The sequence below is a fragment of the Sporosarcina jeotgali genome (genome assembly GCF_033304595.1).
Lineage (GTDB): Bacteria > Bacillota > Bacilli > Bacillales_A > Planococcaceae > Sporosarcina > Sporosarcina jeotgali.
Genome location: NZ_CP116341.1, coordinates 2,719,329 through 2,745,318 on the forward strand (window position 1 = coordinate 2,719,329; position 25,990 = coordinate 2,745,318).

General features: G+C 46.0%; 24 protein-coding genes, 7 tRNA genes and 3 rRNA genes. 2 read left to right on the forward strand and 32 right to left on the reverse strand.

The features are described from left to right. Positions 1-14: 14 nt before the first annotated feature. Both groL and groES read right to left on the reverse strand, forming a co-directional pair. Positions 15-1,649, reverse strand: a complete 1,635-nt coding sequence (gene groL, locus PGH26_RS13705; protein WP_323691611.1) for a chaperonin GroEL — start codon at positions 1,647-1,649, stop codon at positions 15-17. A 52-nt stretch (positions 1,650-1,701) separates the two neighbouring features. Next, on the reverse strand, positions 1,702-1,983 hold the full coding sequence (groES, locus tag PGH26_RS13710; RefSeq protein ID WP_025782799.1) for a co-chaperone GroES: 282 nt from the start codon (positions 1,981-1,983) through the stop codon (positions 1,702-1,704). 188 nt (positions 1,984-2,171) lie between these two features. Between groES and PGH26_RS13715 the strand changes: the two genes are divergently transcribed. Continuing rightward, entirely contained in the window at positions 2,172-2,924 is a 753-nt protein-coding gene (locus tag PGH26_RS13715; protein ID WP_323691612.1) for a CPBP family intramembrane glutamic endopeptidase, read from the forward strand. Between the two features lie 74 nt (positions 2,925-2,998). On the opposite strand, the gene tatC is transcribed toward PGH26_RS13715, so the two are convergent. From tatC to PGH26_RS13730, 3 genes are all read right to left on the reverse strand, one after another. Beyond that, the gene (gene tatC, locus PGH26_RS13720; protein ID WP_323691613.1) at positions 2,999-3,838 is read right to left on the reverse strand and encodes a twin-arginine translocase subunit TatC; all 840 of its coding nucleotides are present in this window, start codon (positions 3,836-3,838) and stop codon (positions 2,999-3,001) included. Positions 3,839-3,855: 17 nt separating this feature from the next. Continuing rightward, complete coding sequence (locus PGH26_RS13725; RefSeq protein WP_039043679.1) at positions 3,856-4,053, reverse strand: twin-arginine translocase TatA/TatE family subunit; 198 nt, start codon at positions 4,051-4,053, stop codon at positions 3,856-3,858. Between the two features lie 67 nt (positions 4,054-4,120). Beyond that, the gene (locus PGH26_RS13730) at positions 4,121-4,771 is read right to left on the reverse strand and encodes a redox-sensing transcriptional repressor Rex (RefSeq protein ID WP_323691614.1); all 651 of its coding nucleotides are present in this window, start codon (positions 4,769-4,771) and stop codon (positions 4,121-4,123) included. Positions 4,772-4,899: 128 nt separating this feature from the next. On the opposite strand from PGH26_RS13730, the gene PGH26_RS13735 reads away from it, so the two are divergent. Further along, entirely contained in the window at positions 4,900-6,828 is a 1,929-nt protein-coding gene (locus PGH26_RS13735; RefSeq protein ID WP_323691615.1) for an ABC-F family ATP-binding cassette domain-containing protein, read from the forward strand. A gap of 405 nt (positions 6,829-7,233) precedes the next feature. On the opposite strand, the gene tsaD is transcribed toward PGH26_RS13735, so the two are convergent. The 27 genes from tsaD to alr all read right to left on the reverse strand — a co-directional run bounded on the left by tsaD (position 7,234) and on the right by alr (position 25,983). Continuing rightward, the gene (tsaD, locus tag PGH26_RS13740) at positions 7,234-8,256 is read right to left on the reverse strand and encodes a tRNA (adenosine(37)-N6)-threonylcarbamoyltransferase complex transferase subunit TsaD (protein WP_323691616.1); all 1,023 of its coding nucleotides are present in this window, start codon (positions 8,254-8,256) and stop codon (positions 7,234-7,236) included. Beyond that, positions 8,256-8,705 (reverse strand): ribosomal protein S18-alanine N-acetyltransferase, encoded by a 450-nt coding sequence (rimI, locus tag PGH26_RS13745; RefSeq protein ID WP_323691617.1) that lies wholly within the window; start codon positions 8,703-8,705, stop codon positions 8,256-8,258. The genes tsaD and rimI overlap by 1 nt, the downstream gene beginning before the upstream one ends. Beyond that, positions 8,698-9,408 carry a tRNA (adenosine(37)-N6)-threonylcarbamoyltransferase complex dimerization subunit type 1 TsaB gene (gene tsaB / locus PGH26_RS13750; protein ID WP_323691618.1) on the reverse strand — a complete coding sequence of 237 codons (711 nt, stop codon included), beginning with the start codon at positions 9,406-9,408 and terminating at the stop codon, positions 8,698-8,700. The genes rimI and tsaB overlap by 8 nt, the downstream gene beginning before the upstream one ends. Beyond that, positions 9,405-9,857, reverse strand: a complete 453-nt coding sequence (tsaE, locus tag PGH26_RS13755; RefSeq protein WP_323691619.1) for a tRNA (adenosine(37)-N6)-threonylcarbamoyltransferase complex ATPase subunit type 1 TsaE — start codon at positions 9,855-9,857, stop codon at positions 9,405-9,407. The genes tsaB and tsaE overlap by 4 nt, the downstream gene beginning before the upstream one ends. A gap of 135 nt (positions 9,858-9,992) precedes the next feature. After that, positions 9,993-10,068 (reverse strand) — tRNA-Asp (locus tag PGH26_RS13760). A gap of 18 nt (positions 10,069-10,086) precedes the next feature. Then, positions 10,087-10,202 (reverse strand): 5S ribosomal RNA (gene rrf / locus PGH26_RS13765). A 147-nt stretch (positions 10,203-10,349) separates the two neighbouring features. After that, positions 10,350-13,281 (reverse strand): 23S ribosomal RNA (locus PGH26_RS13770). Positions 13,282-13,675: 394 nt separating this feature from the next. Continuing rightward, positions 13,676-15,227 (reverse strand): 16S ribosomal RNA (locus tag PGH26_RS13775). The 16S, 23S and 5S rRNA genes sit together here with 7 tRNA genes alongside, the layout of an rRNA operon. A 283-nt stretch (positions 15,228-15,510) precedes the next feature. Beyond that, positions 15,511-15,584 (reverse strand) — tRNA-Gly (locus tag PGH26_RS13780). Between the two features lie 18 nt (positions 15,585-15,602). Then, a tRNA-Arg gene (locus tag PGH26_RS13785) sits at positions 15,603-15,679 on the reverse strand. Between the two features lie 22 nt (positions 15,680-15,701). Further along, a tRNA-Leu gene (locus PGH26_RS13790) sits at positions 15,702-15,788 on the reverse strand. Positions 15,789-15,878: 90 nt separating this feature from the next. Further along, positions 15,879-15,954 (reverse strand) — tRNA-Lys (locus tag PGH26_RS13795). A 90-nt stretch (positions 15,955-16,044) separates the two neighbouring features. Further along, positions 16,045-16,119: transfer RNA gene (locus PGH26_RS13800), tRNA-Gln, on the reverse strand. A gap of 21 nt (positions 16,120-16,140) precedes the next feature. After that, a tRNA-Glu gene (locus tag PGH26_RS13805) sits at positions 16,141-16,215 on the reverse strand. A 163-nt stretch (positions 16,216-16,378) separates the two neighbouring features. Beyond that, positions 16,379-16,849, reverse strand: coding sequence for a SprT family protein (locus PGH26_RS13810; RefSeq protein ID WP_323691620.1), 471 nt, complete (start codon positions 16,847-16,849; stop codon positions 16,379-16,381). Continuing rightward, a complete protein-coding gene (locus PGH26_RS13815; protein WP_431312500.1) occupies positions 16,846-19,005 on the reverse strand; it encodes a Tex family protein in 2,160 nt (719 codons plus the stop codon). The genes PGH26_RS13810 and PGH26_RS13815 overlap by 4 nt, the downstream gene beginning before the upstream one ends. A gap of 67 nt (positions 19,006-19,072) precedes the next feature. After that, positions 19,073-19,669, reverse strand: coding sequence for a PP2C family serine/threonine-protein phosphatase (locus tag PGH26_RS13820; RefSeq protein ID WP_323691622.1), 597 nt, complete (start codon positions 19,667-19,669; stop codon positions 19,073-19,075). Continuing rightward, on the reverse strand, positions 19,669-20,454 hold the full coding sequence (gene sigB, locus PGH26_RS13825) for an RNA polymerase sigma factor SigB (protein ID WP_323691623.1): 786 nt from the start codon (positions 20,452-20,454) through the stop codon (positions 19,669-19,671). The genes PGH26_RS13820 and sigB overlap by 1 nt, the downstream gene beginning before the upstream one ends. After that, a complete protein-coding gene (gene rsbW / locus PGH26_RS13830) occupies positions 20,429-20,905 on the reverse strand; it encodes an anti-sigma B factor RsbW (protein WP_323691624.1) in 477 nt (158 codons plus the stop codon). The genes sigB and rsbW overlap by 26 nt, the downstream gene beginning before the upstream one ends. Beyond that, positions 20,892-21,230 (reverse strand): STAS domain-containing protein, encoded by a 339-nt coding sequence (locus PGH26_RS13835; RefSeq protein WP_323691625.1) that lies wholly within the window; start codon positions 21,228-21,230, stop codon positions 20,892-20,894. The genes rsbW and PGH26_RS13835 overlap by 14 nt, the downstream gene beginning before the upstream one ends. An 88-nt stretch (positions 21,231-21,318) precedes the next feature. Then, on the reverse strand, positions 21,319-22,320 hold the full coding sequence (locus PGH26_RS13840; protein WP_323691626.1) for a PP2C family protein-serine/threonine phosphatase: 1,002 nt from the start codon (positions 22,318-22,320) through the stop codon (positions 21,319-21,321). A 12-nt stretch (positions 22,321-22,332) separates the two neighbouring features. Next, complete coding sequence (locus PGH26_RS13845; RefSeq protein WP_323691627.1) at positions 22,333-22,734, reverse strand: anti-sigma regulatory factor; 402 nt, start codon at positions 22,732-22,734, stop codon at positions 22,333-22,335. A 2-nt stretch (positions 22,735-22,736) separates the two neighbouring features. Continuing rightward, the gene (locus PGH26_RS13850) at positions 22,737-23,099 is read right to left on the reverse strand and encodes an STAS domain-containing protein (protein ID WP_040285620.1); all 363 of its coding nucleotides are present in this window, start codon (positions 23,097-23,099) and stop codon (positions 22,737-22,739) included. 1 nt (position 23,100) lies between these two features. Beyond that, entirely contained in the window at positions 23,101-23,928 is an 828-nt protein-coding gene (locus PGH26_RS13855) for an RsbT co-antagonist protein RsbRA (protein WP_323691628.1), read from the reverse strand. A 141-nt stretch (positions 23,929-24,069) separates the two neighbouring features. Then, on the reverse strand, positions 24,070-24,420 hold the full coding sequence (locus tag PGH26_RS13860) for a type II toxin-antitoxin system PemK/MazF family toxin (RefSeq protein WP_323691629.1): 351 nt from the start codon (positions 24,418-24,420) through the stop codon (positions 24,070-24,072). A gap of 4 nt (positions 24,421-24,424) precedes the next feature. Further along, entirely contained in the window at positions 24,425-24,712 is a 288-nt protein-coding gene (locus PGH26_RS13865) for a transcriptional regulator (protein ID WP_431312547.1), read from the reverse strand. Positions 24,713-24,858: 146 nt separating this feature from the next. After that, positions 24,859-25,983: an alanine racemase gene (alr, locus tag PGH26_RS13870; protein WP_323691631.1), complete on the reverse strand. Its 1,125-nt coding sequence runs from the start codon at positions 25,981-25,983 to the stop codon at positions 24,859-24,861. Between the last annotated feature and the right edge of the window lie 7 nt (positions 25,984-25,990).

Genomic DNA, 25,990 nt, shown 5'->3' on the forward strand with positions numbered 1-25,990 from the left:
TTTAGTGCTTATTTTTACATCATGCCGCCCATGCCACCCATACCGCCCATATCAGGCATACCGCCGCCTGCTGGTTCTGGCAGGTTTGCAACTACTGCTTCAGTCGATAAGAACATCGCTGCAACAGATGCTGCGTTTTGTAATGCTGAACGCGTTACCTTCGTTGGATCCACGATACCCGCTTGGACCATGTTGACCCACTCGCCGTTTGCTGCGTTGAAGCCGATTCCGACTTCTTCACGCTTCAAGCGATCTACGACGATTGAACCTTCAAGACCTGCGTTTGTCGCGATTTGACGTACTGGCTCTTCAAGTGCACGAAGGACGATTTTCACGCCTGTTGCTACGTCACCTTCTACGCCTTCAAGCAATGTTTCTACTTTTTTGTATACATTGATAAGCGCTGTACCCCCACCAGAGACAATACCTTCTTCAACTGCTGCGCGAGTTGAGTTCAGAGCGTCTTCGATGCGAAGTTTACGTTCTTTCAATTCTGTTTCAGTTGCTGCGCCGACTTTGATCACTGCAACGCCGCCAGCAAGTTTCGCTAGACGCTCTTGGAGTTTCTCTTTGTCGAACTCTGAAGTTGTCTCTTCCAATTGTGCACGGATTTGACCCACGCGTGCTGAAATTGTATCTGCATCGCCAGTTCCTTCAACAATCGTTGTGTTGTCCTTTGTGACAACAACTTTAGAAGCGCGTCCAAGTTGTGCGATGTCCGTAGATTTCAAGTCAAGACCGATATCTTCCGTAATCACTTCGCCGCCTGTCAGGATTGCGATGTCTTCAAGCATTGCTTTACGACGATCTCCGAATCCAGGAGCTTTCACTGCAACCGCATTGAACGTACCGCGGAGCTTGTTCACAACGAGGGTTGCAAGTGCTTCGCCTTCTACGTCTTCAGCGATCATCAACAACGGCTTGCCTTGTTGTACGACTTGCTCAAGTACTGGAAGAATTTCTTGGATGTTGTTGATTTTCTTATCTGTAATTAAGATATATGGATTGTCGAGAACGGCTTCCATCTTATCTGTATCTGTTGCCATGTATGCAGATGCATAACCACGGTCAAATTGCATACCTTCTACAACGTCAAGCTCAGTTGTGAAGCCTTTAGATTCTTCAAGTGTGATGACGCCGTCGTTTCCAACGCGCTCCATCGCTTCAGCAATCAGATTACCGACTTCTTCATCGCCTGAAGAGATTGCAGCCACTTGTGCGATTTCCTGCTTGCTTGAGATTTCATCAGAAATACTCTTCAGTTCAGTAACTGCTGTCGCAACTGCTGACTCGATACCTTTACGGATGCCGACAGGATTTGCACCCGCAGTAACGTTCTTCAAGCCTTCACGGATCATTGCTTGAGCAAGAACCGTTGCAGTAGTTGTCCCATCACCAGCGATTTCGTTTGTTTTAGAAGCCACTTCAGCAACAAGTTTCGCACCCATGTTTTCAAATGCGTCCTCGAGTTCGATTTCTTTAGCAATCGTCACTCCGTCATTCGTGATAAGTGGTGACCCGAAGCTTTTCTCAAGAACTACGTTACGTCCTTTAGGTCCAAGTGTTACTTTTACAGCGTTTGCTAATGTATCAACACCGCGCATCATTGCGCTGCGTGCGTCTTCGTTGAATTTAATTTCTTTCGCCATAATGAATAAGTCCCTCCTGTTTTTGGTTTGATTGTCAAAGTGATGCACACCCTTAGATAGTTGCTAGAATGTCGCTCTCACGTAAAATTAAGTAGTCATTACCTTCATATTTAACTTCAGTACCTGCATATTTTGAGAAGATGATGCGGTCGCCTTCTTTTACTTCAAGCTCGACGCGCTGGCCGTTTTCGAGAACTCGGCCTGTACCGACTGCAATGACTTTACCCTCTTGAGGCTTTTCTTTTGCGGAATCTGGCAATACGATGCCGCTTGACGTTTTCTCTTCCACTTCGATTAGTTCAATTACAATACGATCACCTAATGGTTTCAACAAATGAAACACCCTCCTCTAACGGTTCTTCTATTTTTTAGCACTCACTAAACAGGAGTGCTAATACACTACATATCATAATAAATCGACGAATGAATTGCAAGTAAAACAAATCACTTTTACTTACTCTTTGCGCTTCTTTTCTAAAACCGATACACTTATGAATACTTAGATGGAAAGGATCGATTCCTGTGAAGCAAAAAACGATGAAACCATGGATGCTCTATTTGATCATCCTTCTTTTATACATTGCGATGCAGTTTGCCAGTCTCCCGATTTCTAAAGGGATGATTGCATTCTTCACCGCCAATGGCTACGAGCTGCAAGCTGCAAAATATAATGGATTTGCGTGGGGCTTGTTCGTCACGAACATTCTCGCGATTATTGCGATTTTCCTCGTTACCCAATCCGATAAGAAGTTTTGGACCGTCTTTAAAGGAAAGAAAGAATCGATTTGGAAATCCGTTGTTTGGGGAATTCTCGGTTTCTTCTTGGCACTGGGCGGTCAAATGATTGCGGGATACATTGAAAGAGCAATCGGCATTACAGAAGGTTCAGCGAGTACTGCACAACTCACGGAAATTGCTGCTGTCGCTCCGATTTTAATCATCTGTATCGTCCTGTTCGCTCCAATTTTAGAAGAAACCGTCTTCCGCCGCGTGCTATTCGGCGGTATCTATACAAAAACAAACTTCTGGATTGCGACGATTGTAAGTGCTTTGATCTTTGCTGCCGTTCATAACGAACTCGAGCACATCCTGACATACCTAATGCCCGGACTTGTATTCTCTTACGTCTACTACCGATCCAAACGCATCTGGACCCCTATGATCTCGCACATGCTGATGAATGGGTTCGTCATGATTGTCATGCTCAATCATGACAAAATACTGGAGCTCCAAAAACTCCAGCAATCCATTATCACCTTCTTCCATTTCTTTTAATAGGAGATGTTCAGACGACAAACAAAAAAAGACTTGCCAGACCGTTTCCCGGTCAGCAAGTCTTTTTCAATTGATCAATCTTGATGATTCATCCGTGCATTCACTTCGTCAATCTGCCGCTGCTGCTCAGCCTTAGCCTCTGCAAACAACCGCAGCCGTTCCGCCTCTTCTTCTTCCACACGCCGTTTCTCTTCCGCCTTCAAGAACTTTTTATAGCCGACGCGAGCAATGATGATACTCACCTCATACAGCAAGAACAGCGGAACCGTCACGAACAAGTGTGACACTAAATCAGGAGGCGTAATGAACGCCGCAATGACGAACAATATGAAGTAAGCGACTTTACGGAACTTCGACAGCACATTAGGATTCAAGAACCCGAGTCTTGACAAGAACAGTAGAACTACAGGAAGCTGGAACACGAATCCGAACGGCAGTAAAATCTGGAATAAGAACGAAAAGTACTGATTAATGCCGATTGTCTGCGTAATTCCTAAATCTGCCGATAACGTCTCCATGAATTTGATGACATACGGCAACAATACAAAATAAGAAAACGCGATTCCTGAGAGGAACAAGACAAACGCAAAAGGAATATAACTGAGCGTCACTCGTCGTTCCGTATCCAGCAAGCCGGGGGAAACGAACGCCCAAAATTGGTACATGATAATTGGCAAAATAATAATGATTCCGATGAACACAACCACTTTTAAGTAAATGGCAATCGGATCGATTACGTTAAACGCGTTTAGCGGTAAATCCGCTGCCGGTCCATTTGACTGCAAAAACTTAATGAGCGGTTTCGCTAGTAAAAAACCGCCAATGACTGAAACTGCAAAGAAAACGACGATCGTAATCAGCCGTTTTCGAATTTCTTCTATATGCTCAATAATGGTTAGCGTACGTTCTTCCATTAGACAGACATCCTAACTTATTGCACTTCTTTCTTATCTTCCACTTTTTTAACATCTGTTTTCGCGTCGTCGTCTTCTACAAGACCTTTAGTCGCGTTTTTAAATTCGCGCAGTGAAGAACCGAATGCTTTGCCGATTTCAGGCAACTTTTTCGGTCCGAAAATGAGAAGGGCAATGACAGCAATAATAAGCAGACTTCCAATACCTGGTGACATTCCGGACACCTCCCTTTGAATATGTCTATTCTACACCATATCACACGAAATGACTATTCGTGCAACCCTATAATTGTGAATCTTTTACGTCATTTTTTATGAAGTAAATAAGAGATTGCAGTTCAACAGACAAGTCGATTGTATGGACCCGAATCGATGGTGGAACGGTTAGCCGGATTGTTGTGAAATTGAGAATCCCTTTAACACCTACAGCCGCGAGCCGATCCGTTAATTGCTGAGCAGCACGGGAAGGCACCGTTAAAATGACAAGGTCAATTCCGAGTTCCGTTAACTTTTCTTCAATCATATCTGGATGATAAACAGGTATATCCGAGATGATTTTGCCGTCATGGGGCGCTTTAGGATCAAACGCTATGACGATGCGTGTATTATGATTCTTATGGAAATTGTATTTCATGAATGCATGTCCAAGACTGCCCACACCGATTAGCGCGACATCCGTGGCTTCATCTTGGTCGAGTGTTTTTCTAAAAAAGCTGACGAGGTAATCTACATCGTAACCATAGCCTTTACGGCCGAGTGCACCGAAGTGCGAAAAATCACGACGTATCGTCGCTGCATCGATCTTCATCGCCTCGCTCAGTTCGCTTGAAGAAACCCGTTTCTTCCCGCTATTCGCGAAATTTTGTAAGAACCGATAGTACAACGGCAAGCGTTTGGACGTTGCCTGGGGGATTTTAACCGTTTCTTCAGCCATCGTAAACCTCCTGCTGCTGTATCGAATCGCTTCTATCGTACAGGAGAAGCGTGCTGTTGTAAAGCCGGTGATTGCACCCTTCTCCCCATTCCAGTAAACTGAAGTAGAATGAAAATAGAGGTGAAACGATGATAATCTTGCAAGTGAACGGTGTAACGAAGTCGTTTTCAGGCACTGATATATTGGAGAATGTAAAATTAGAAGTGCAGCATCGTGATCGCGTAGCGCTCGTTGGCCGTAACGGCGCGGGTAAATCCACATTACTTAAAATCATTGCCGGGGAATCTGCTGCAGACACTGGCGACATTATTGTCCCTAAAGGAATCCGCATCGGGTATCTCGAACAGCATAGCGGCCTCGAAACAGAACTATCTGTGTGGGACGAAATGATGACAGTCTTCGAACCGCTCCAAGCCATGGAACGCCGGCTGCGCGGATTGGAAGCACAAATGGCAGATCCAGATGTCTATGGAGACCCCGCAGCTTCAGAACGTGTAATGGGCGAATATGATTCTCTTCAAGTCGAGTTCAAAGATCTCGGTGGCTATCAGTACGAATCGGATACCCGCTCCATATTGCACGGAATGCGGTTTTATCCCGCTGACTATGAAAAGCCTGTTGATTTACTATCAGGCGGACAGAAGACACGCCTTGCTTTAGCCAAAATGCTGTTAAGCAAACCTGATTTGCTGATTTTAGATGAACCGACGAACCATCTGGACATCGAAACACTTGGCTGGTTAGAAAACTATTTGAAGTCCTATGAAGGGGCTCTGCTAATCGTGTCGCACGATAGATACTTCCTCGACCAAGTAGTGACATTAGTATATGAGGTCTCACGACGCAAAGTCTCGCGCTTTACAGGCAATTACAGTGCGTATTTGGACGAGAAAGCAAAGAACTATGAGAAAGACCGTAAGATGTTCGAAAAAGAATCGAGTGAAAAAGCGAAGCTCGAAGATTTCATCCAAAAGAATATCGCTCGTGCATCCACAAGTAAAATGGCGAAAAGCCGCCGCAAGCAATTGGAGCGGACAGACTGGATGGACGCTCCTGACGGGGATGAAAAGTCCGCCAACTTCTCATTCACAATCGACCGTCCAAGCGGAAATGATGTACTTGCTGTGGAAAAGGCTTCCGTAGGGTATGATGGGAAGCCTGTCTCAACGAATATTGACATGCGTGTCTATAAACAGGACCGCATAGCCATCCTGGGTCCGAACGGTGTCGGCAAATCCACGTTATTGAAAACCATCGTCAAACGCCAAGAGCTGCTAGCTGGAGATATTCGGTACGGTACTCATGTACAGTTCGGCTATTATGACCAAAACCAGGCAACGCTTGTTGGTTCCGGTACTGTGCTGCAAGAAATCTGGGATGACTGGCCACTTATGAACGAAAAAGATATTCGAACGCTGCTGGGACGCTTCCTCTTTACAGGAGATGATGTCGGCAAGCCTGTTCAATCTCTTTCAGGCGGTGAAAAAGCCCGCCTTTCCCTGGCAAAGCTCATGCTTGAGAAGTCCAATACACTCGTACTGGATGAGCCGACGAACCATTTAGATCTTGATAGCAAAGAAGTACTTGAGAATGCATTGGACGACTTCCCTGGAACCATCCTCTTTGTTTCGCATGACCGCTATTTTATTAATCGGATTGCAACTAAAGTCTTCGATTTAAGCGAAAACGGAGCTGTAGAGTACTTAGGGGACTATGATTATTTTGTCGAAAAGAAAACAGAGCAAGCTGAGCTTCTTGCCGAATCTCTCGCTGCAAAACAATCCACAGCTGTTATTAAAAGCCGTCCTCAGGAAGTGGATAAAGAACGTCAAAAGGCGGAACGCCGTTTGAAACGTGCAATTGAACAAACTGAATTGAAGATGGCTGAGCTGGATGAGCAAATTGCGTCCCTTCAAGAAGAACTGATTAAGCCCGAGTACGCGGATGATCATGTGAAACTCATGGAATTACAAGCAAGTATCGATTCCCTTCAAGAGACCCACGATACGCACGCTGAAGATTGGCTGATGATGCAAGAAGAACTGGAAACTGTTTAACTTCTCGTGAAGCAGCGGAAATCTCCGCTGCTTTTTCTTGTGCTAAAGCTGTGGTGTCTTCCAATGAAAGAAGCGTTCCGCATTAGACTATAAAATCCGTCACCAGTCAACAGATGTCCACCTCAATTCGACATCGGTCTAAACTTGTTTTCCACAAACTTGTCCACACTAACAATCCCGGTTTTATCACTATTCACAAAGTTATCCACGTTGTCCACATAAAACATCTTTTTAATCCACAAAGTTATCCAAGTGCACATCCTAACTTATCAACTACACACCATCTTATACACATGTTATCCACAAATTGTGCATAAGTACGAATGTTCTCTATTGACAAACCAAATTCGCTGAGTATCAAAAAAACATGGAAATCGTCTGAATTTGACGAATTCCATGTTACTATTATTGGTTCCATGATACGAGCTGCATGCCAGGTCTTCCGTTCATCGATAGATCTCCCCGCACGTTACTTAAATACATCTGTGTGCCTGCAGCCGCAATCATTGCTGCATTATCTGTGCACAGCGCAATAGGCGGAACACTGAATGGGATATGCTCTTTGGCGAACGTCGACTCTAATGAATTTCTAAGCCCTCTATTCGCTGAAACACCGCCTGCTGCAATTACTTGCTTCACGTCATATTCTTTAGCGGCTCTTACTGCTTTCACTGTCAGAACTTCAACTACACTCTGCTGGAAACCTGCGGCAACAGCCTCAGCATCCAGTATACCGCCACGCTGTTCCAAGTTATGCTTATAGTTAATGACGGATGATTTCAATCCGCTAAAACTGAAGTCATAAGAGTCTGCTTCCAGCCAAGCTCTTGGAAACTCTACTGCGGACTCACTCGCAAGTGCCAGCTTATCAACGTGAGGGCCTCCCGGATATGGCAGTCCCAACACACGCGCCACTTTATCATACGCTTCACCTGCAGCATCGTCTCTCGTCTCGCCAATGAGCTCAAATGATCCATGCTCCCGCATAATTACCATTTCCGTATGTCCTCCAGAAACAATCAGTGCAAGGAGCGGGAATTCCATCGGCTGGACGAGCTGATTCGCATAAATATGCCCTGCGATATGATGTACTCCGATAATCGGCAGCGCGTTTGCGAATGCAAATGCTTTTGCTGCATTGATTCCAATTAGAAGAGCCCCGACAAGTCCTGGTCCTTCCGTGACAGCTACAGCATTTAACTGACTTGGAGCCAATCCTGCATCATCGAGCGCTTTCTCGATGACGAGTGTAATTTCCTCTACATGATGCCGGGAAGCAATTTCAGGTACGACCCCGCCGAAGCGCTTTTGACTTTCAATTTGCGAAGCAACAACGTTGGAAATGATCTCATTTCCATTCTTCACGATGGATGCTGCAGTTTCATCGCAACTCGTTTCAATCCCTAAAATATAAACGTCTCTTTTCATCATAACTCCACCCACATGACGAGCGCATCTTCATGGTCGTCAGAATAATAGTTTTTCCGAATTCCACCTTCTTGAAAACCTAGCTTGCGATACAAATTCTTAGCTGTCTCATTGCTCACCCGGACTTCAAGTGACATAGCTGTCACGCCATTATTTCGGCAAAGCTCCATTGCTTGGCGCATTAACGCTTCCCCAATACCTAATCCCTGACGATGTTTCCGGACAGCTACATTGGTAATATGACATTCATCAAGGATGACCCACATCCCTACGTGGCCAATCACTTCATTCTCACATTCAGCGACAATATAGGTTGCATAATCGTTGCCCGTCAGTTCATGGGCAAACACTTCTGCAGACCATGGTGTTGTAAAAACTTCGGTTTCAGTTGCCACAACGTCTTCAATATCTTTTGCTGCCATTTGACGATATACAATTGAGTCAATCATGGGACTTCACCTGTTTTTGCTCTTTAATCCAATTTGCTTCAGCTTCTGGAATTCGACGATAATTCGGAACAAACTGATGAACGTCTGAAGCAGGTATGCGTTGCTCTGCAAGACTGATTAATTGCGATGCACGTGGAAGTTGTTGTGGAAATGGTGCAAATACAGCTTGGTCTCCAAGCGTTGCACTGATTTTTGTTTTATGAATCTCTACATCTGCCCCTATAAACAAAACAGGCTGCTTGATAAAAGCAACGTCCTCTAAGAACTGTTCGAGAGTCCCGTGACGGTCTTCCCAAATGCGATGCAATCGATCCCCCTTTGACTGATAAAGACCGCAATAGACATTTTCTCTCCGCGCATCAAACAACGGGCAGATAACGCCTTCAAATGGAATTGCATTCGCCGCGATGACTTCCAAACTGGAAACGCCGACTAATGGAATCTTCAGCGTCCATGCAAGAGTTTTAGCGAGTGTTACACCGATTCGGACACCTGTATAAGAACCCGGACCTTCGGAAACGGCAATAGCCTCCAAATCGGAAGGCCGAAGATTCGCTTCATATAACAAACGTTCAATCGCTGGCATCGCCTGAATAGAATGAGTACGTGCAAACGTCGAAGTTTGCTCACACAAAATCCGGCCGTCTTCTACGAGCGCAACAGATAGAGGTGAATTCGCTGTATCAATTCCTAACCATATCATTGAGTAATCGCCTCACAAATCTTTATAAAATGACTTCCTGCCGGTTCAAGTTCAATCATTCGTTCCGTATCGCCTGTCCGTATAATACGGATTGCCAAGCGGTGATCTGGTAACTCGTCTTCAATAAATTGGGCCCACTCCACGATTGAAATGGCATCCCCATAAAATAATTCATCCCATCCTAGATCTTCATCGCTATTTTCTAAGCGGTAGACATCTAAATGGTTGAGCGGATAGATTCCTTCATATTGCTTAATAATTGTGAAGGTCGGGCTGCTGACCGTGCGACTCACCCCAAGCCCTTTAGCGAGGGCTTGAGTAAATGTCGTTTTCCCGGCGCCCAAGTCACCTTCGAGTGTAACGACGTCAGGCGGTGAAAGAAGTTTGGCTAATTGTTCTGCAAGTTGCACGGTTTCCGCAATCGAGGTGACATGTATGTGTTTCTTCATAAGATAATCCGATCCTTTTCAAGTGATGTACTTAGTGTACCGGAAATTGCGCAGAACCGCACACGGTACGCATAAAGACCATAAAAAAACCGACTCAGGGAAAATCCCCAAATCGGTTTGTAAGTTTAAATTAAATGGCGGTCCCGACCGGGGTCGAACCGGCGATCTCCTGCGTGACAGGCAGGCATGTTAACCACTACACCACGGGACCAATTAATTAGATGAAACTGCCTGGCAACGTCCTACTCTCACAGGGGGAAGCCCCCTACTACCATCGGCGCTGAAGAACTTAACTTCCGTGTTCGGTATGGGAACGGGTGTGACCTCTTCGCCATCATTACCAGACAATCAAACTAGTTTTTTAAGACCTTAATCATTATACAACAATCATTATGTATAAGCAAGACTTTTTAGTATGAACTTTTGTTCATTCAAAACTGGATAAAACCAACATTGAAACTCAAAACAATCACGCGATTCTTTAACTTATATTTGGGAAAGTCCTCGATCTATTAGTATCTGTCAGCTCCACATGTCGCCATGCTTCCACACCAGACCTATCCACCTCATCATCTTTGAGGGATCTTACTTACTTGCGTAATGGGAAATCTCATCTCGAGGGGGGCTTCATGCTTAGATGCTTTCAGCATTTATCCCGTCCACACATAGCTACCCAGCGATGCCTTTGGCAAGACAACTGGTACACCAGAGGTGTGTCCATCCCGGTCCTCTCGTACTAAGGACAGCTCCTCTCAAATTTCCTGCGCCCGCGACGGATAGGGACCGAACTGTCTCACGACGTTCTGAACCCAGCTCGCGTACCGCTTTAATGGGCGAACAGCCCAACCCTTGGGACCGACTACAGCCCCAGGATGCGATGAGCCGACATCGAGGTGCCAAACCTCCCCGTCGATGTGGACTCTTGGGGGAGATAAGCCTGTTATCCCCGGGGTAGCTTTTATCCGTTGAGCGATGGCCCTTCCATGCGGAACCACCGGATCACTAAGCCCGTCTTTCGACCCTGCTCGACTTGTAGGTCTCGCAGTCAAGCTCCCTTATGCCTTTGCACTCTGCGAATGATGTCCAACCATTCTGAGGGAACCTTTGGGCGCCTCCGTTACTCTTTAGGAGGCGACCGCCCCAGTCAAACTGTCCGCCTGACACTGTCTCCTGCCCGGATCACGGGCAAGGGTTAGAAGTCCAATACAGCCAGGGTAGTATCCCACCATTGCCTCCTCCGAAGCTAGCGCTCCGGTCTCTCAGGCTCCTACCTATCCTGTACAGGCTGCACCGGAATTCAATATCAGGCTACAGTAAAGCTCCACGGGGTCTTTCCGTCCTGTCGCGGGTAATGCGCATCTTCACGCATATTATAATTTCACCGAGTCTCTCGTTGAGACAGTGCCCAGATCGTTACGCCTTTCGTGCGGGTCGGAACTTACCCGACAAGGAATTTCGCTACCTTAGGACCGTTATAGTTACGGCCGCCGTTTACTGGGGCTTCAATTCGAAGCTTCGCTTGCGCTAACCTCTCCTCTTAACCTTCCAGCACCGGGCAGGCGTCAGCCCCTATACGTCACCTTACGGTTTTGCAGAGACCTGTGTTTTTGCTAAACAGTCGCCTGGGCCTATTCACTGCGGCTCTCTCGGGCTATACACCCTACCAGAGCACCCCTTCTCCCGAAGTTACGGGGTCATTTTGCCGAGTTCCTTAACGAGAGTTCTCTCGATCACCTTAGGATTCTCTCCTCGCCTACCTGTGTTGGTTTGCGGTACGGGTACCTCCCACCTCGTTAGAGGCTTTTCTTGGCAGTGTGAAATCAGGGACTCCAGGGTATACACCCCTTGCCATCACAGCTCAATGTTAGAGAAACGGGATTTGCCTCGTTTCACACCTCACTGCTTAGACGCGCATGACCAACAGCGCGCTCACCCTATCCTTCTGCGTCACCCCATCACTCAAACGGTGGGGAGGTAGTACAGGAATATCAACCTGTTGTCCATCGTCTACGCCTATCGGCCTCGACTTAGGTCCCGACTGACCCTGAGTGGACGAGCCTTCCTCAGGAAACCTTGGGCATTCGGTGGAAGGGATTCTCACCCTTCTTTCGCTACTCATACCGGCATTCTCACTTCCAAGCGCTCCACCAGTCCTTCCGGTCCAGCTTCAACGCCCTTGGAACGCTCTCCTACCACTGACACCAAAGGTGTCAATCCGCAGTTTCGGTGATTCGTTTAGCCCCGATACATTTTCGGCGCAGCGCCACTCGACCAGTGAGCTATTACGCACTCTTTAAATGATGGCTGCTTCTAAGCCAACATCCTGGTTGTCTGGGCAGCGCCACATCCTTTTCCACTTAACGAATACTTTGGGACCTTAACTGGCGGTCTGGGCTGTTTCCCTCTCGACTATGGACCTTATCACCCATAGTCTGACTCCCAAACATAAATCATCGGCATTCGGAGTTTGTCTGAATTCGGTAACCCGGGATGGGCCCCTAGTCCAAACAGTGCTCTACCTCCGAGATTCTAACGTTTGAGGCTAGCCCTAAAGCTATTTCGGAGAGAACCAGCTATCTCCAGGTTCGATTGGAATTTCACCGCTACCCACACCTCATCCCCGCACTTTTCAACGTACGTGGGTTCGGGCCTCCAGTAAGTGTTACCTCACCTTCACCCTGGACATGGGTAGATCACCTGGTTTCGGGTCTACGACCCCATACTCATTCGCCCTATTCAGACTCGCTTTCGCTGCGGCTCCGCATTCTCTGCTTAACCTCGCATGGAATCGTAACTCGCCGGTTCATTCTACAAAAGGCACGCCATCACCCATTAACGGGCTCTGACAACTTGTAGGCACACGGTTTCAGGATCTATTTCACTCCCCTTCCGGGGTGCTTTTCACCTTTCCCTCACGGTACTGGTTCACTATCGGTCACTAGGGAGTATTTAGCCTTGGGAGATGGTCCTCCCGGATTCCGACGGAATTTCACGTGTTCCGCCGTACTCAGGATCCACTCTGGAGGGGATGAATTTTCGGTTACGGGGCTTTTACCCACTCTGGCGGACCTTTCCAGGTCGCTTCGCCTAACTCATCCTTTTGTAACTCCGTATAGAGTGTCCTACAACCCCAGGAAGCAAGCTTCCTGGTTTGGGCTTTTCCCGTTTCGCTCGCCGCTACTCAGGGAATCGATTTTTCTTTCTCTTCCTCCGGATACTTAGATGTTTCAGTTCTCCGGGTCTGCCTCGTATTTGCTATGTATTTACAAATACGTACCATCCTATTAAAGATGGTGGGTTTCCCCATTCGGAAATCTTCGGATCACAGCTTACTTACAGCTCCCCGAAGCATATCGGTGTTAGTGCCGTCCTTCTTAGGCTCCTAGTGCCAAGGCATCCGCCGTGCGCCCTTTCTAACTTAACCAAAAAGTTAACGTTCTTCTTTCAATCAGCGATGATTGAGAAGAAAGAACAAAAGAATCGCTGTTCGGCTCACTATAAATAGTGTCCGACTCGGTTGATTGTCTTGATTTGTTGCTTCAATGTTGTTTTATCCAGTTTTCAATGAACAAGTTTGAAGATATTCATCATAATCCAGCTCCGACTCCCTGATGCTCGAGATCATAAGCCAACTCGTCTACGTGGCAAAAATCGCCACTTCGTCGATCTGTCTTATGCTTGTCGCATCAAAACGGTCGTCTCCGCTTTTTGATGAACCTTCAAAACTGAACGCAAAATGTCAACGTAAGAACCAAAGGTTCTTTTCCGAATGTGCAGCTTCATCATCACGAGGATGTTCCACTGACATATATCCTTAGAAAGGAGGTGATCCAGCCGCACCTTCCGATACGGCTACCTTGTTACGACTTCACCCCAATCATCTGTCCCACCTTCGGCGGCTAGCTCCCCTAAGGGTTACCCCACCGACTTCGGGTGTTACAAACTCTCGTGGTGTGACGGGCGGTGTGTACAAGACCCGGGAACGTATTCACCGTGGCATGCTGATCCACGATTACTAGCGATTCCGGCTTCATGCAGGCGAGTTGCAGCCTACAATCCGAACTGGGAACGGTTTTCTGGGATTGGCTCCCCCTCGCGGGTTTGCAGCCCTCTGTACCGTCCATTGTAGCACGTGTGTAGCCCAGGTCATAAGGGGCATGATGATTTGACGTCATCCCCACCTTCCTCCGGTTTGTCACCGGCAGTCACCTTAGAGTGCCCAACTGAATGATGGCAACTAAGATTAAGGGTTGCGCTCGTTGCGGGACTTAACCCAACATCTCACGACACGAGCTGACGACAACCATGCACCACCTGTCACCACTGTCCCCGAAGGGAAAGACATGTCTCCATGCCGGTCAGTGGGATGTCAAGACCTGGTAAGGTTCTTCGCGTTGCTTCGAATTAAACCACATGCTCCACCGCTTGTGCGGGTCCCCGTCAATTCCTTTGAGTTTCAGCCTTGCGGCCGTACTCCCCAGGCGGAGTGCTTAATGCGTTAGCTGCAGCACTAAGGGGCGGAAACCCCCTAACACTTAGCACTCATCGTTTACGGCGTGGACTACCAGGGTATCTAATCCTGTTTGCTCCCCACGCTTTCGCGCCTCAGCGTCAGTTACAGACCAGAAAGCCGCCTTCGCCACTGGTGTTCCTCCACATCTCTACGCATTTCACCGCTACACGTGGAATTCCGCTTTCCTCTTCTGTACTCAAGTCCCCCAGTTTCCAATGACCCTCCACGGTTGAGCCGTGGGCTTTCACATCAGACTTAAAGGACCGCCTGCGCGCGCTTTACGCCCAATAATTCCGGACAACGCTTGCCACCTACGTATTACCGCGGCTGCTGGCACGTAGTTAGCCGTGGCTTTCTGACGAGGTACCGTCAAGGTACGGGCAGTTACTCCCGTACGTGTTCTTCCCTCGCAACAGAGCTTTACGATCCGAAAACCTTCTTCACTCACGCGGCATTGCTCCATCAGACTTTCGTCCATTGTGGAAGATTCCCTACTGCTGCCTCCCGTAGGAGTCTGGGCCGTGTCTCAGTCCCAGTGTGGCCGATCACCCTCTCAGGTCGGCTACGCATCGTTGCCTTGGTAGGCCATTACCCCACCAACTAGCTAATGCGCCGCGGGCCCATCCTGCAGTGACAGCCGAAACCGTCTTTCAGAGTTCCTTCATGCGAAGGAACTGATTATTCGGTATTAGCCCCGGTTTCCCGGAGTTATCCCCATCTGCAGGGCAGGTTGCCCACGTGTTACTCACCCGTCCGCCGCTAATCAAAAGGAGCAAGCTCCAATTGATTCGCTCGACTTGCATGTATTAGGCATGCCGCCAGCGTTCGTCCTGAGCCAGGATCAAACTCTCCATAAAACTGGCAGTCGATCTGCAGCACATTACGTTGTCAGCTTCACTCTCTCAGTCGGTCACGTACCAAAGTACGCTCCCTTCTTCGCTCGATCGCTTCCTAGCACTGCACTACATCTCGCCAGCCAGCATGAGAATTGATTGCTCAATTCGTACTGGCATCATTTAAGATGTCTATCAGATCGATTAAGATCTGTTGTGTTTGTTCCACCGGCAGAACCGGCTTCCCAAACGATAATTCGTTGACATTTTGCTGTTCAGTTTTCAAGGTTCATATGGTTAAAAATTATGGAGCGGGTGAAGGGAATCGAACCCTCATCATCAGCTTGGAAGGCTGAGGTTTTACCACTAAACTACACCCGCGATATTATTATTATATTATGGCGCGCCCGGCAGAAGTCGAATCCACAACCTTCTGATCCGTAGTCAGACGCTCTATCCAATTGAGCTACGGGCGCTCGCTGAGATTTGAAATGTGTTTGGTGCGGTAAAGAGGACTTGAACCTCCACGGGTTATTCACCCACTAGGCCCTCAACCTAGCGCGTCTGCCATTCCGCCACTACCGCTTATTTATTATTTTTGCGACATCCTCTATTATACATGATAAGTAAAGTTTGTCAACACTTAAGTTTCGGAAAAATAATTTAAGTAGTAAATGGTGAGCCATGCAGGATTCGAACCTGCGACCCTCTGATTAAAAGTCAGATGCTCTACCAACTGAGCTAATGGCTCGTACAATTTCGAGATTAGATAGTGTTTAGAGTAACTCCAAACAACTTGCAATGTCTCGCGCTAAGTTTTTCAAACATCGTTTGAAAAACTTGGCTGGGGTAGCTGGATTCGAACCAACGAGTGACGGAGTCAAAGTCCGTTGCCTTACCGCTTGGCTATACCCCATTATTATTAAGTGAAAGAACATGGTGACCCCTACGGGATTCGAACCCGTGTTACCGCCGTGAAAGGGCGGTGTCTTAACCGCTTGACCAAGGGGCCATCTATAATGTATTGCTTTGTCGTTTGCTGTCGTTGTTTCTTGTCGACTTTTATTATTATAGACAGTCTTTCACTATTCGTCAACAGTTTTCTTGAAAGTTTTTTAAAAAACGTTCAACCCCTTGATATAACTAGGGTTGAACGTTTTGAAAAGCTAGCACTATTACGCTTCTTTAAGGCTGCCGTGACACTTCCCGCATCGAAATCGTTTTGTGTCTACTCGTCGTTTCCGATTATATTGAAGCCCACAATTTGTGCAAATGTATATACGGATCTTCCTAGTAGAAGTTTCACGGTCCTTCAGTGGTTTGCAATATCTTGGTGACTTTGTCTTTAGCAGAAGGTCTTTAAAATCACGATCACCGTGCTTATATCCTTTACCTTCTATATGAAGATGATAATGACACAACTCATGTTTCAAGACGCCTGCCAATTCTTCCAATCCATATATCTGTTCAACTCTTGGATTCACCTGTATGGAGTGATCCGAAAGCATATACCTCCCGCCAGTCGTTTGAAGACGGCTGTTGTAAACGGCATCATGAAGAAATGGTTTTTGAAACCACTGAAGAGATAGACTTTCAGTAAGTGCTTGCAAGTCTTCAACTGAAAGAATCGTCCCCTTCACTGTCATTTCCGGGCAGACGTCAGCATCGTCAAGGCAATTCTGCCTTTTGCTTTATCCACAGATTCTACCCAAACCGTTACGATGTCCCCTGATGCCACAACATCTAATGGATGCTTTACAAATCCTCTTTTTAACTTAGATATATGAACGAGACCATCTTCATGCACACCAATATCGACAAATGCTCCAAAGTCTACAACATTCCGAACAGTCCCTTGCATTTCCATGCCTTCATGAAGGTCTTTCATATCAAGGACATCTGCTTTCAGGAGAGGCTGCGGGTATTCATCACGCGGATCTCGATTCGGCCGCTTCAGCGTTTCAATCACATCATTAACAGTCACTGTTCCAACATCCAGTTTGTTTGCTAATTCTGTACTATTTAAAGCATCGAGTGCAGCAACCGCTTCTGCAGATCCAATTTGTTTCTTAGAAATTCCTGCTTCTCTTAAAATCTCTTCAGCAAGTGAATAACTCTCTGGGTGAATGCCTGTTCCATCGAATAATTCCTTCGCATTCGGAACTCGTAAAAATCCGATTGCCTGTTCATAGGTTTTTGCGCCCAATCGAGGTATTTTCTTTAACTGTGTTCTCTTTTCAAATTGGCCGTCTTCTTCACGCTTCTTGACAATATTTTCAGCAACTGTTTTAGAAAGCCCTGCGACATATTGTAATAGCGATGCGGATGCGGTATTAACGTTTACACCGACACGGTTAACTGCGGTTTCAACGACAAATGAAAGAGACTCTGCCAGTTGCTTCTTTGCCACGTCATGTTGATATTGCCCAACCCCTATCGATTCAGGATCAATTTTCACTAGCTCTGACAGCGGGTCTTGAAGTCTTCGCGCAATCGAAATCGCACTTCTTTGTTCTACTTGCAAGTCCGGGAATTCAGATCGCGCTTGCGCAGATGCAGAGTAAACACTTGCCCCTGCTTCATTAACAATGACATATGCTACATCTGAATCTACTTCTTTAATCGTTTCTGCGATGAACTTTTCAGTTTCCCTGGACGCCGTCCCATTCCCAATCGCAATTAGTTTAATATCGTATTTCTTCAGCAATTGTAAGACAGTCTGTTTAGAAGCCTCTTTTTGAGGTTTTGGCGGGTGCGGGTAAATGACTGAGATTTCAAGATTTTTTCCAGTCTCATCGATTACCGCTAACTTACAGCCTGTCCGAAAAGCCGGATCGACTCCAAGTACCATCCGTCCTTTCAGCGGCGGCTGAAGCAATAGGCTTTTCAAGTTTTCCGCAAACACATGAATTGCCTGCGCTTCTGCTTTCTCTGATAAGGAAGCACGGATTTCCCGTTCCACAGAAGGAGCGATTAAACGCTTGAACGAATCTTCCAATGCTTCTTTAACATACTGTGCAGCCGGAGAAGATTCTCGTTTAATGACGCCTCTTTCCAGATCCCCAATAATTCTATCTGCAGGGAATCCGACAGTAACACGGAGTACGTCTTCCTTTTCACCGCGATTTAAAGCTAGTACACGATGCGGAACAACCTTGGACAACGGTTCTTCATACTCGTAATACATTTCATAGATACTCTTTTCATCTTCAGCGTCTTTTCGCTTTGATGATATGAGTGTTCCTCTAGACCAGCTGATTTTGCGGATTTTATCGCGCAACGAAGCATCATCTGCAATACGCTCTGCAATAATGTCCTGCGCACCAGTCAACGCATCCTCAACTGTATTCACTTCTTTTTCTTGGTTGATGAACTCTTTGGCCAGACCTTCAACAGCATCATTTGTAAACTGCAGAAGTTTGTCAGCAAGCCCATTCAATCCTCTTTCAATCGCAATCATTGCCCGAGTACGGCGCTTTTGTTTATAAGGACGGTAAAGGTCTTCAAGTCGCTGCAAGACGTCTGCTGCTGCAATCTGCTGTTCCAATTCAGGTGTCAGCTTATCTTGTTCACCAATCAGACGAAGAACTTCCTCTTTACGCTGTTCCAAGCCTTTGCTGTATTGATATGCATCTTCAATATCTTTAATTTGAACTTCATCTAACGAACCGGTTGCTTCTTTCCGATACCGGGCAATAAATGGCACTGTATTGCCTTCATCCAATAATTCAATGACTTGTTTAGTTTGTTTCAACGGAAGTGCTGCACGTTTTGCGGTCATTTCTAAAATTCGTTCTGACATTTCCATTCCCCCATTCATTACATCTTAGTTTACCATGAAAGTGCATACAAAAAACCCCACTTCTAGGTTATAGAAGCAGGGTTCCTGCGATAAACGTCGCATCGTCGCCAGGTTTCACCGTTTCGCGCACCGTTTCAGCTAACGCTAGCGGATCATCACTTTGGCATAGATAAGATTTAGGACTTCTAAGTTCAACACCGTCTGAATGCATGAAGAACAGATCTCCATTTTGATAAGCATACTCTTGTGTCTTCATTTTTTGAGGACGACCGGATAAGTACCCCATGACGGGAAGCGGATAAAGCATTTTGCCGTCTTGCTGCCGGATATATAATCTGACATTCCCAACACAGCTATGCTGAATCGTTTTTTTAACATAGTCAACTTTTACAATTGCTACAGCTGCACCGCGTTTTTGCACCATATGCTCATTAATGCGGCTCAGTAATTCTTCAATCGATTCAGCATGATGCTCTTCTAATATACGCGGCATGACTTCTGCAGATTGGCGTGCGACGATTCCGCTGCCAAGTCCGTCTGCGATTGCACATATAAAGTAATCCTCTTCAGCGTGGAGAAAGTACACATCCCCAGAATCACGATTTCCACCTTTGGCCTGCTGATAAATATATGCCTCGATATGATCGTTTTTAAAAGCTTCCATCAAGAGATACCGCCCGCGGCGACTATGGCTTCTTGTAATTTTTTGATTGCTTTGCGCTGCAGTCTGGACACATGCATTTGAGAGATGCCAAGAAGTTCGCCGGTCTCCTTCTGGCTAAGTTGTTCAATATATGTATATTGGATAATCTGTTTCTCTCGGTCCGACAATACATCCAGCGCATTTGCAACGAGTAATCGCTGGTCCGTCTTTTCATAACCGTCATCTTTTGCTCCGATGATGTCAAATAGCGTGACCGTACCGCCTTCAGAATCTGCTTCGAGCGTATGATCCATAGAGAGCGCTTGATAACTGCGGCCCATTTCCATCGCTTCTAATACAGATTCCTCGTCCACTTCCAAGTACTCTGCAATTTCACTTACTAAAGGAGATCGCTGGAGTTCCGTAGTAAGAGTTTCAACCGTCGCTTTTATTCGCGGTCCAAGTTCTTTTATACGTCTAGGGACATGTACTGCCCATGTTTTATCGCGCAAGAATCGTTTGATTTCCCCGATAATGGTCGGCACTGCGAACGCTTCAAAACTGCGGCCGAATTCAGGATCATATCGGCGTATCGCTCCTAGCAGACCTAGCATTCCAACTTGTGCAATGTCTTCATGGTACGACTTGCCTTTAGAATATTTGCGTGCGATTGACTGAACAAGGCGTTCATAATGCATGACGAGATGAGTTTGTGCCTCATCATCCTCATTTTCCTGGTAGCGTCGAATCCATTCTAAAACTTGTTCCTGAACTTGCGGATCACGAGTAGGCTGTTTGCTTGACATCCGCTTCGCCCCGCTCTCTGCCCAGGTATTTGGTCATGAAAACAGTGACTCCTTCTTCATGATGGACTTTTACGTCATCCATAAGCGTTTCCATTAAATAGAGTCCAAGTCCTCCTTCGCGTAAAAGTTGAACGTCAGACTCTTGTTCTGTATAAGGACCAACCTGTTTTTTAGTTTCTTCAAAATCGAAACTCTGCCCATGGTCAGCTACCATAATTTCCAGCTTATCTTCATACAAAGCACACCCTACGATGATTTCACCCTCTTCATCTTCATCGTAAGCATGGCGTACGGCATTTGTAATGGCTTCGCTAGATGCAATCTTCAAGTCTTCAATTTCATCGTATGTAAAACCAAGGCGGCTTGCCAGCCCTGAAATTGTTAACCTCGCTACACCAACGTACTGCGGTTTGGCAGGAACTTTTATTTCAATGTAATCAAACGGTGCCATTCGGGTCCCCACTTTCCATTTCAATCTCAACCACGTCATCGAGACCTGTAATTTCAAATAGACGCTTCAGTCGTTTGTTCAAACCGACAATTTTAACTGAGCCATTGACAGCTTTCACTTTCTTATAGAATGCTACAAAAACACCCAGGCCGGTACTATCCATATAATTTACTTCCTTAAAATCAAGTACAGCTTGACACTCAGGCTGATTCGCAACCTTTTCGAGTTGTTCTTTTAATGTAGGGGCAGTAAATGCATCGATCTCCCCTATGATTTTAAATACATGGACACAGTCCTTCTCTTGTACATCAACTTGTAAATTCATTTATCCACACCCCATATTTTCTGTTGTAAACTGAAATTAGACCTCTAAAATTGTGTTTACCCAAATTCCGTGTGAACAAAACATCTTTTTAATCTTTCTTGAAAAGTACAAGTGTAAAGTCATCATGAAGCATGTAATTTTGCATCTTAAACAGTTGTGTATACAGGTGATCTGCGATTTGCTGCGCCGGTAAACGCTTTACATCCCGCAGCATATCCAAAATAACCTCTTCTTCGATGAACCCTTCAGCATTCCTGCCTTCAGTAACGCCATCCGTCATTATAACGATGAAATCACCTTCAGCCAGTTCTACTGATTTCTGCTGAAATTCTACGTCTTTGCGAATTCCAAGCAGAAGCCCTTTGGCATCTAATTCTATAAAACGATCCTCTGAAGCACGATAGAGCAATGCAGGCTCGTGACCTGCGGAGCCAAATGTAAATGTGCTTGTGCTTTGAGCATATTTTCCGTAAAACATAGAGATGAACATGGAATCATCCATGCTTTTCTCGACAATCTGGTTAATGACTTCTAATACGTGATGCGGCTCAGTGGCCTTTTCGCGCAAGCTATCCATTCCAAACTTAATCATTGACATACAAAGTGCAGCGGGTAGCCCTTTTCCCATTACATCAGCTACAGCAACGCAAGCTTCCTCGTTTCCTTGCTCGATAAAATAGACATAATCCCCGCTCATCTTTTTCGCCGGCTTACTCACGATTCCGATGTCCAGGCCATCCACTTCAGGTACAGTGGTCTCCAGGAGCATGTCTTGCACTTTCACGGCAACATCCATTTCGATTTGCATCGCCTCTTGTTTACGCACGAGGCTTTGATGCTCCATCAGTGCAAGCCCATAGTGGATCATTACTTCTATTAAAAAATCATAAGAGGGACCAATCCGTGAAGCAAGATCAGGAAAAATTTGCTCCACAGACGTTTTATGAAGACTAATCACATCTTCAGGTGATATTTTCTTCTCGATAAACTTCCGGCTGACTTGCTGTGCGGCATATAAATCGGTTTCATCCTCATGAGTTATATATTTCTGTAGCAGTTTCGAGTACTGCTTTCCAACTTCGTGCGGCATTTGTTACTCTCCTTATCGTAGCCATTTTGTTGCGGTTATTGTAGTTCCCTTGCCAACCTCTGACTCGACCTTGAAATCGTCCATCAAACGCTTTACTCCAGGCATTCCTGCCCCAAGTCCCCCCGATGTTGAAAATCCATCTTCCATTACTTTGCGCAGATCCGGAATTCCCGGCCCTTCATCTGATGCAATAATGGTCATTCCTTTCATACCATCAATCGACAGCCGTTCGATTTCTATCTTTCCTTTTCCAGCGTACAAATAAATATTACGTGCGAGCTCACTAATCGCGGTTGTAATTCGTGCTTGGTCCACTGTTCCAAACCCCGAGTTTTTCGCTTCATTACGACCAAGCTGTCGTGCAGCAACAATATCCCATTCCGTGAAAATCTCTACAGAAGACCGATTGTCCATATTCAGGCCTCCAATTCTTTTCGCAGCTTCGTAAGTCCGTTTTCAAGATCCAGGGCTGTCATTACATTTTCCAGACGGATGCCGAGTTCAATTAATGTAATTGCAACGGCAGGCTGGATTCCTGTAATGACCACTTTTGCTCCCATGAGACTTGACATACTGATTACGTCACCTAGCACTTTTGCGATAAATGAGTCAATAAAATCGATAGAGGTCAAGTCGATAACGACGCCCCTGGCAGTTGTTTCATGCATTTTGTTGAGCAGATCTTCTTGAAATTGAATCGCTGTCTGGTCATCTAATTCCCATTGGATAGAAACTATGAGTACTTCATCTAATTTTAAAATAGGTATCCGGACATTCATATTACTCTACCTCCACTATTTCTCGGTTAGTAAGACTTAATGCTTCCTGCATTCCTCTGCGCAGTGTGCTCGTTGTTGTGAAATCACTTAAGTTAATGCCCAGTGCAACAATTGTTTGTGCAATTTCAGGTCGAATTCCGACTAACATACATTTCGCGCCCACAAGCCTAACGGCATCTGCAGCCTGGATGATGTGATGAGCAACCATTGTATCGACAACAGGAACTCCTGTAATATCAAGCAATACAACTTCCGCTCGCTGCTGAACCACACCTTCAAGTAAATTTTCCATAATTAACTTCGCACGCTCAGTATCGATGGTCCCGACCAGCGGCATAATGGATACTTTGTCCACTACGGGGATGAGTGATGCGGAAAGTTCTTGTAAAGCTACTTTTTGCAGCGTATCAGTCTGCTCCCATTTGATGGCATAAGCTTCTATGATGCTTTCTCGCAAAGGGTTGATCCACCCTGTGAAAACGCCCATAAAGATTCTAAGATTCTGTTCTGTGATCACTTCTTCGTCTTCCAGCATTTCAAATACAACGGAAGCAAAATTGTCGATTGCTTTGTTGACGAACTTGATAGACCATCCGAAGCGAATCACTTTCTCCGTGAAGTCGTCCAAACGTTCATTGTTCACAGCGTTTTCACCCTCGTTAATATTAGAGGTCATTAATGCTGTAAATTCACGGCTTGTCTTTTCAACAAGGTGCTGAGGCATGAAATGGAAGAAACGCTCGCCCTTTTCTTCTTTCATTTGTTCAATCCATTGTTCTATGATGGCATCCATATGTTCGTTGACTACTATCCTCATTTTACTGTTCATAATAATGTATTTTCCTCCTTATGGTGAAAGCGCGACACAACTTTGTACTCTAGTATAACGGATTAATGGATATTGAGCATCTTTTCTGTACAAAAAATCCACTCCGTCGGAGGACAGAATGGATTTCTTTGCTATGTATGCCTATAAGTTAGTGAGACCGAAACTGACTTCCAGCGCTTCGTCCACTTTCTGCATGACGTGATGGTCTAAGTGAGTAATTTTATCTGTAAGCCTCGATTTGTCGAGTGTGCGGACTTGCTCGAGCAGGATTACGGAATCCCGCTCGAATCCGTGACGTGCCGCATCAATTTCGACATGTGTCGGCAACTTTGCTTTTTGTATCTGGGCAGTGATGGCCGCCACAATCACTGTTGGGCTAAACCGGTTCCCGATATCGTTCTGAATGACGAGAACGGGACGAGTGCCGCCTTGTTCAGATCCTACGACAGGCGACAAATCCGCAAAAAAGACATCTCCGCGTTTAATTGCCAACTTTTCATCCTCCGCTTACGATTCGTTCCACCGTATGCTGGGCTTCGAATTCCGCATGCAGACATTCAGCGGCAATTCCAAGATTGATTTGGGACATTTCCACGTATCCGCGCATCATCTCTTCTCTGATTGCATTTAACTCACAATCAGTCTTATACCGCGTAGCCGAGTAATATACGAAATCTCCCTGCTGCTCCTGATGGACGATCGTCTGTTCATTTTGTTTCAGCATTTTTGTGGGGATTTCCATTAGCAGTTCTCTTTTGTTTTTGTTAGCATCCAACTCTAGCACCTCCGACAAAACCCGATCCTCATTTCTATACATGTTTATCTTACCATTGGAGTTCGACAATGAAAAGACAAATAAGGTAATATAGCGACAAGTTGTGCAGTCAGGTTTGGTAGTTTGTCGAAAGTGCGAGAAGTGGAAGGTGCCGGCTAATCCCCAAAATACTGTCTTTGTACACGTCTGGCAATCGTTACGGTAATCTCATAAGGAATTGTACCGATACGAGTTGCCCATTCTTCCATCGTAATTTCTTCATTTCCTTGTTTCCCTAATAATACAACCGGTTCCCCTGCAGGGAGTTGTTCAGGCAAGCGGATCATGCACTGATCCATACAGATTGTTCCAACAATCGGGACGCGTTGTCCGCGAACCAATACGTGCTGATTGCGCAATCCGCGCTTCAATCCATCTGCATAGCCGATCGGCAGCGTCGCGATCCATTCACCAGGCCGTGACACATAGGTGCCCCCATAACTGATTGGTTCTTCCGCAACCATTTGCTTCACAAATGCAATCTCCGTTTCCAATCGCAATGCACGCTCGAGCGGAAATGGCAGTTCCCTTGCGACCACTTCAGATGGCGCTATGCCATACATACCGATGCCAAAACGAACAGCATCGAGCGCAAAATCCGGAAACCTCAGTGCCGCTGCGCTATTTGCCGCGTGAATAAGTTTCGGACGTTCCGGAAAGCATGCTGCCAGCCGATTAAATTTCCGGAATTGCACCTTCGTACTCTTCGTATCTTGTTCATCAGCAGTAGCGAAGTGCGTAAATATACCTTCCACTTCGATAGCGGAAGTTCCTTCAAGAATTTTGAGTAATTCAATTATTTCTTCTTCACTTCTTACTCCTATCCTACCCATTCCCGTGTCAATTTTTACATGAGTCTTCAAAGTTTCCTCATTTCCCTGAAGTTCGGCTGCAGCAGCTTGCGCCCATTGTACCCCTGGAATTGTCACGGTAATATCCTGTCGTATCGCTTCTTTCAAGAATGGGATAGGGACAGGTCCAAGCACTAGAATCGGTTGTTGAATACCTGAATCGCGTAAATCCAATGCTTCGTCAGGCGTTGCAACCGCCGCCATTATGGCACCCTCTCTGAAAGCAGCCCGTGCACTTTCAGCTGCTCCATGTCCATAACCGTCTGCTTTTACGACTGCTATTACACCGGTCTCTGCGGGCAGCTTCTTTCTTAACTTTCTAACATTCGTCCGAATCGCACTAGTATCTACTACAGCACGGGTCGGTCGGTAGTTCACTCTGCCTGTCACGCGGATC

Coding starts and splice junctions, on each gene's coding strand:
- PGH26_RS13725 (WP_039043679.1), bottom strand. CDS start 4,053: ATGTCACCAGGTATTGGAAGTCTGCTTATTATTGCTGTCATTGCCCTT.
- tatC (WP_323691613.1), bottom strand. CDS start 3,838: ATGGAAGAACGTACGCTAACCATTATTGAGCATATAGAAGAAATTCGA.
- PGH26_RS13835 (WP_323691625.1), bottom strand. CDS start 21,230: ATGAATTTACAAGTTGATGTACAAGAGAAGGACTGTGTCCATGTATTT.
- PGH26_RS13730 (WP_323691614.1), bottom strand. CDS start 4,771: ATGGCTGAAGAAACGGTTAAAATCCCCCAGGCAACGTCCAAACGCTTG.
- sigB (WP_323691623.1), bottom strand. CDS start 20,454: ATGTCAAGCAAACAGCCTACTCGTGATCCGCAAGTTCAGGAACAAGTT.
- PGH26_RS13735 (WP_323691615.1), top strand. CDS start 4,900: ATGATAATCTTGCAAGTGAACGGTGTAACGAAGTCGTTTTCAGGCACT.
- PGH26_RS13820 (WP_323691622.1), bottom strand. CDS start 19,669: ATGGAAGCTTTTAAAAACGATCATATCGAGGCATATATTTATCAGCAG.
- rimI (WP_323691617.1), bottom strand. CDS start 8,705: ATGATTGACTCAATTGTATATCGTCAAATGGCAGCAAAAGATATTGAA.
- tsaE (WP_323691619.1), bottom strand. CDS start 9,857: ATGAAGAAACACATACATGTCACCTCGATTGCGGAAACCGTGCAACTT.
- tsaB (WP_323691618.1), bottom strand. CDS start 9,408: ATGATATGGTTAGGAATTGATACAGCGAATTCACCTCTATCTGTTGCG.
- PGH26_RS13850 (WP_040285620.1), bottom strand. CDS start 23,099: ATGAATGTCCGGATACCTATTTTAAAATTAGATGAAGTACTCATAGTT.
- rsbW (WP_323691624.1), bottom strand. CDS start 20,905: ATGGCACCGTTTGATTACATTGAAATAAAAGTTCCTGCCAAACCGCAG.
- PGH26_RS13810 (WP_323691620.1), bottom strand. CDS start 16,849: ATGACAGTGAAGGGGACGATTCTTTCAGTTGAAGACTTGCAAGCACTT.
- groL (WP_323691611.1), bottom strand. CDS start 1,649: ATGGCGAAAGAAATTAAATTCAACGAAGACGCACGCAGCGCAATGATG.
- PGH26_RS13855 (WP_323691628.1), bottom strand. CDS start 23,928: ATGAACAGTAAAATGAGGATAGTAGTCAACGAACATATGGATGCCATC.
- tsaD (WP_323691616.1), bottom strand. CDS start 8,256: ATGAAAAGAGACGTTTATATTTTAGGGATTGAAACGAGTTGCGATGAA.
- PGH26_RS13840 (WP_323691626.1), bottom strand. CDS start 22,320: ATGCCGCACGAAGTTGGAAAGCAGTACTCGAAACTGCTACAGAAATAT.
- PGH26_RS13845 (WP_323691627.1), bottom strand. CDS start 22,734: ATGGACAATCGGTCTTCTGTAGAGATTTTCACGGAATGGGATATTGTT.
- PGH26_RS13815 (WP_431312500.1), bottom strand. CDS start 19,005: ATGTCAGAACGAATTTTAGAAATGACCGCAAAACGTGCAGCACTTCCG.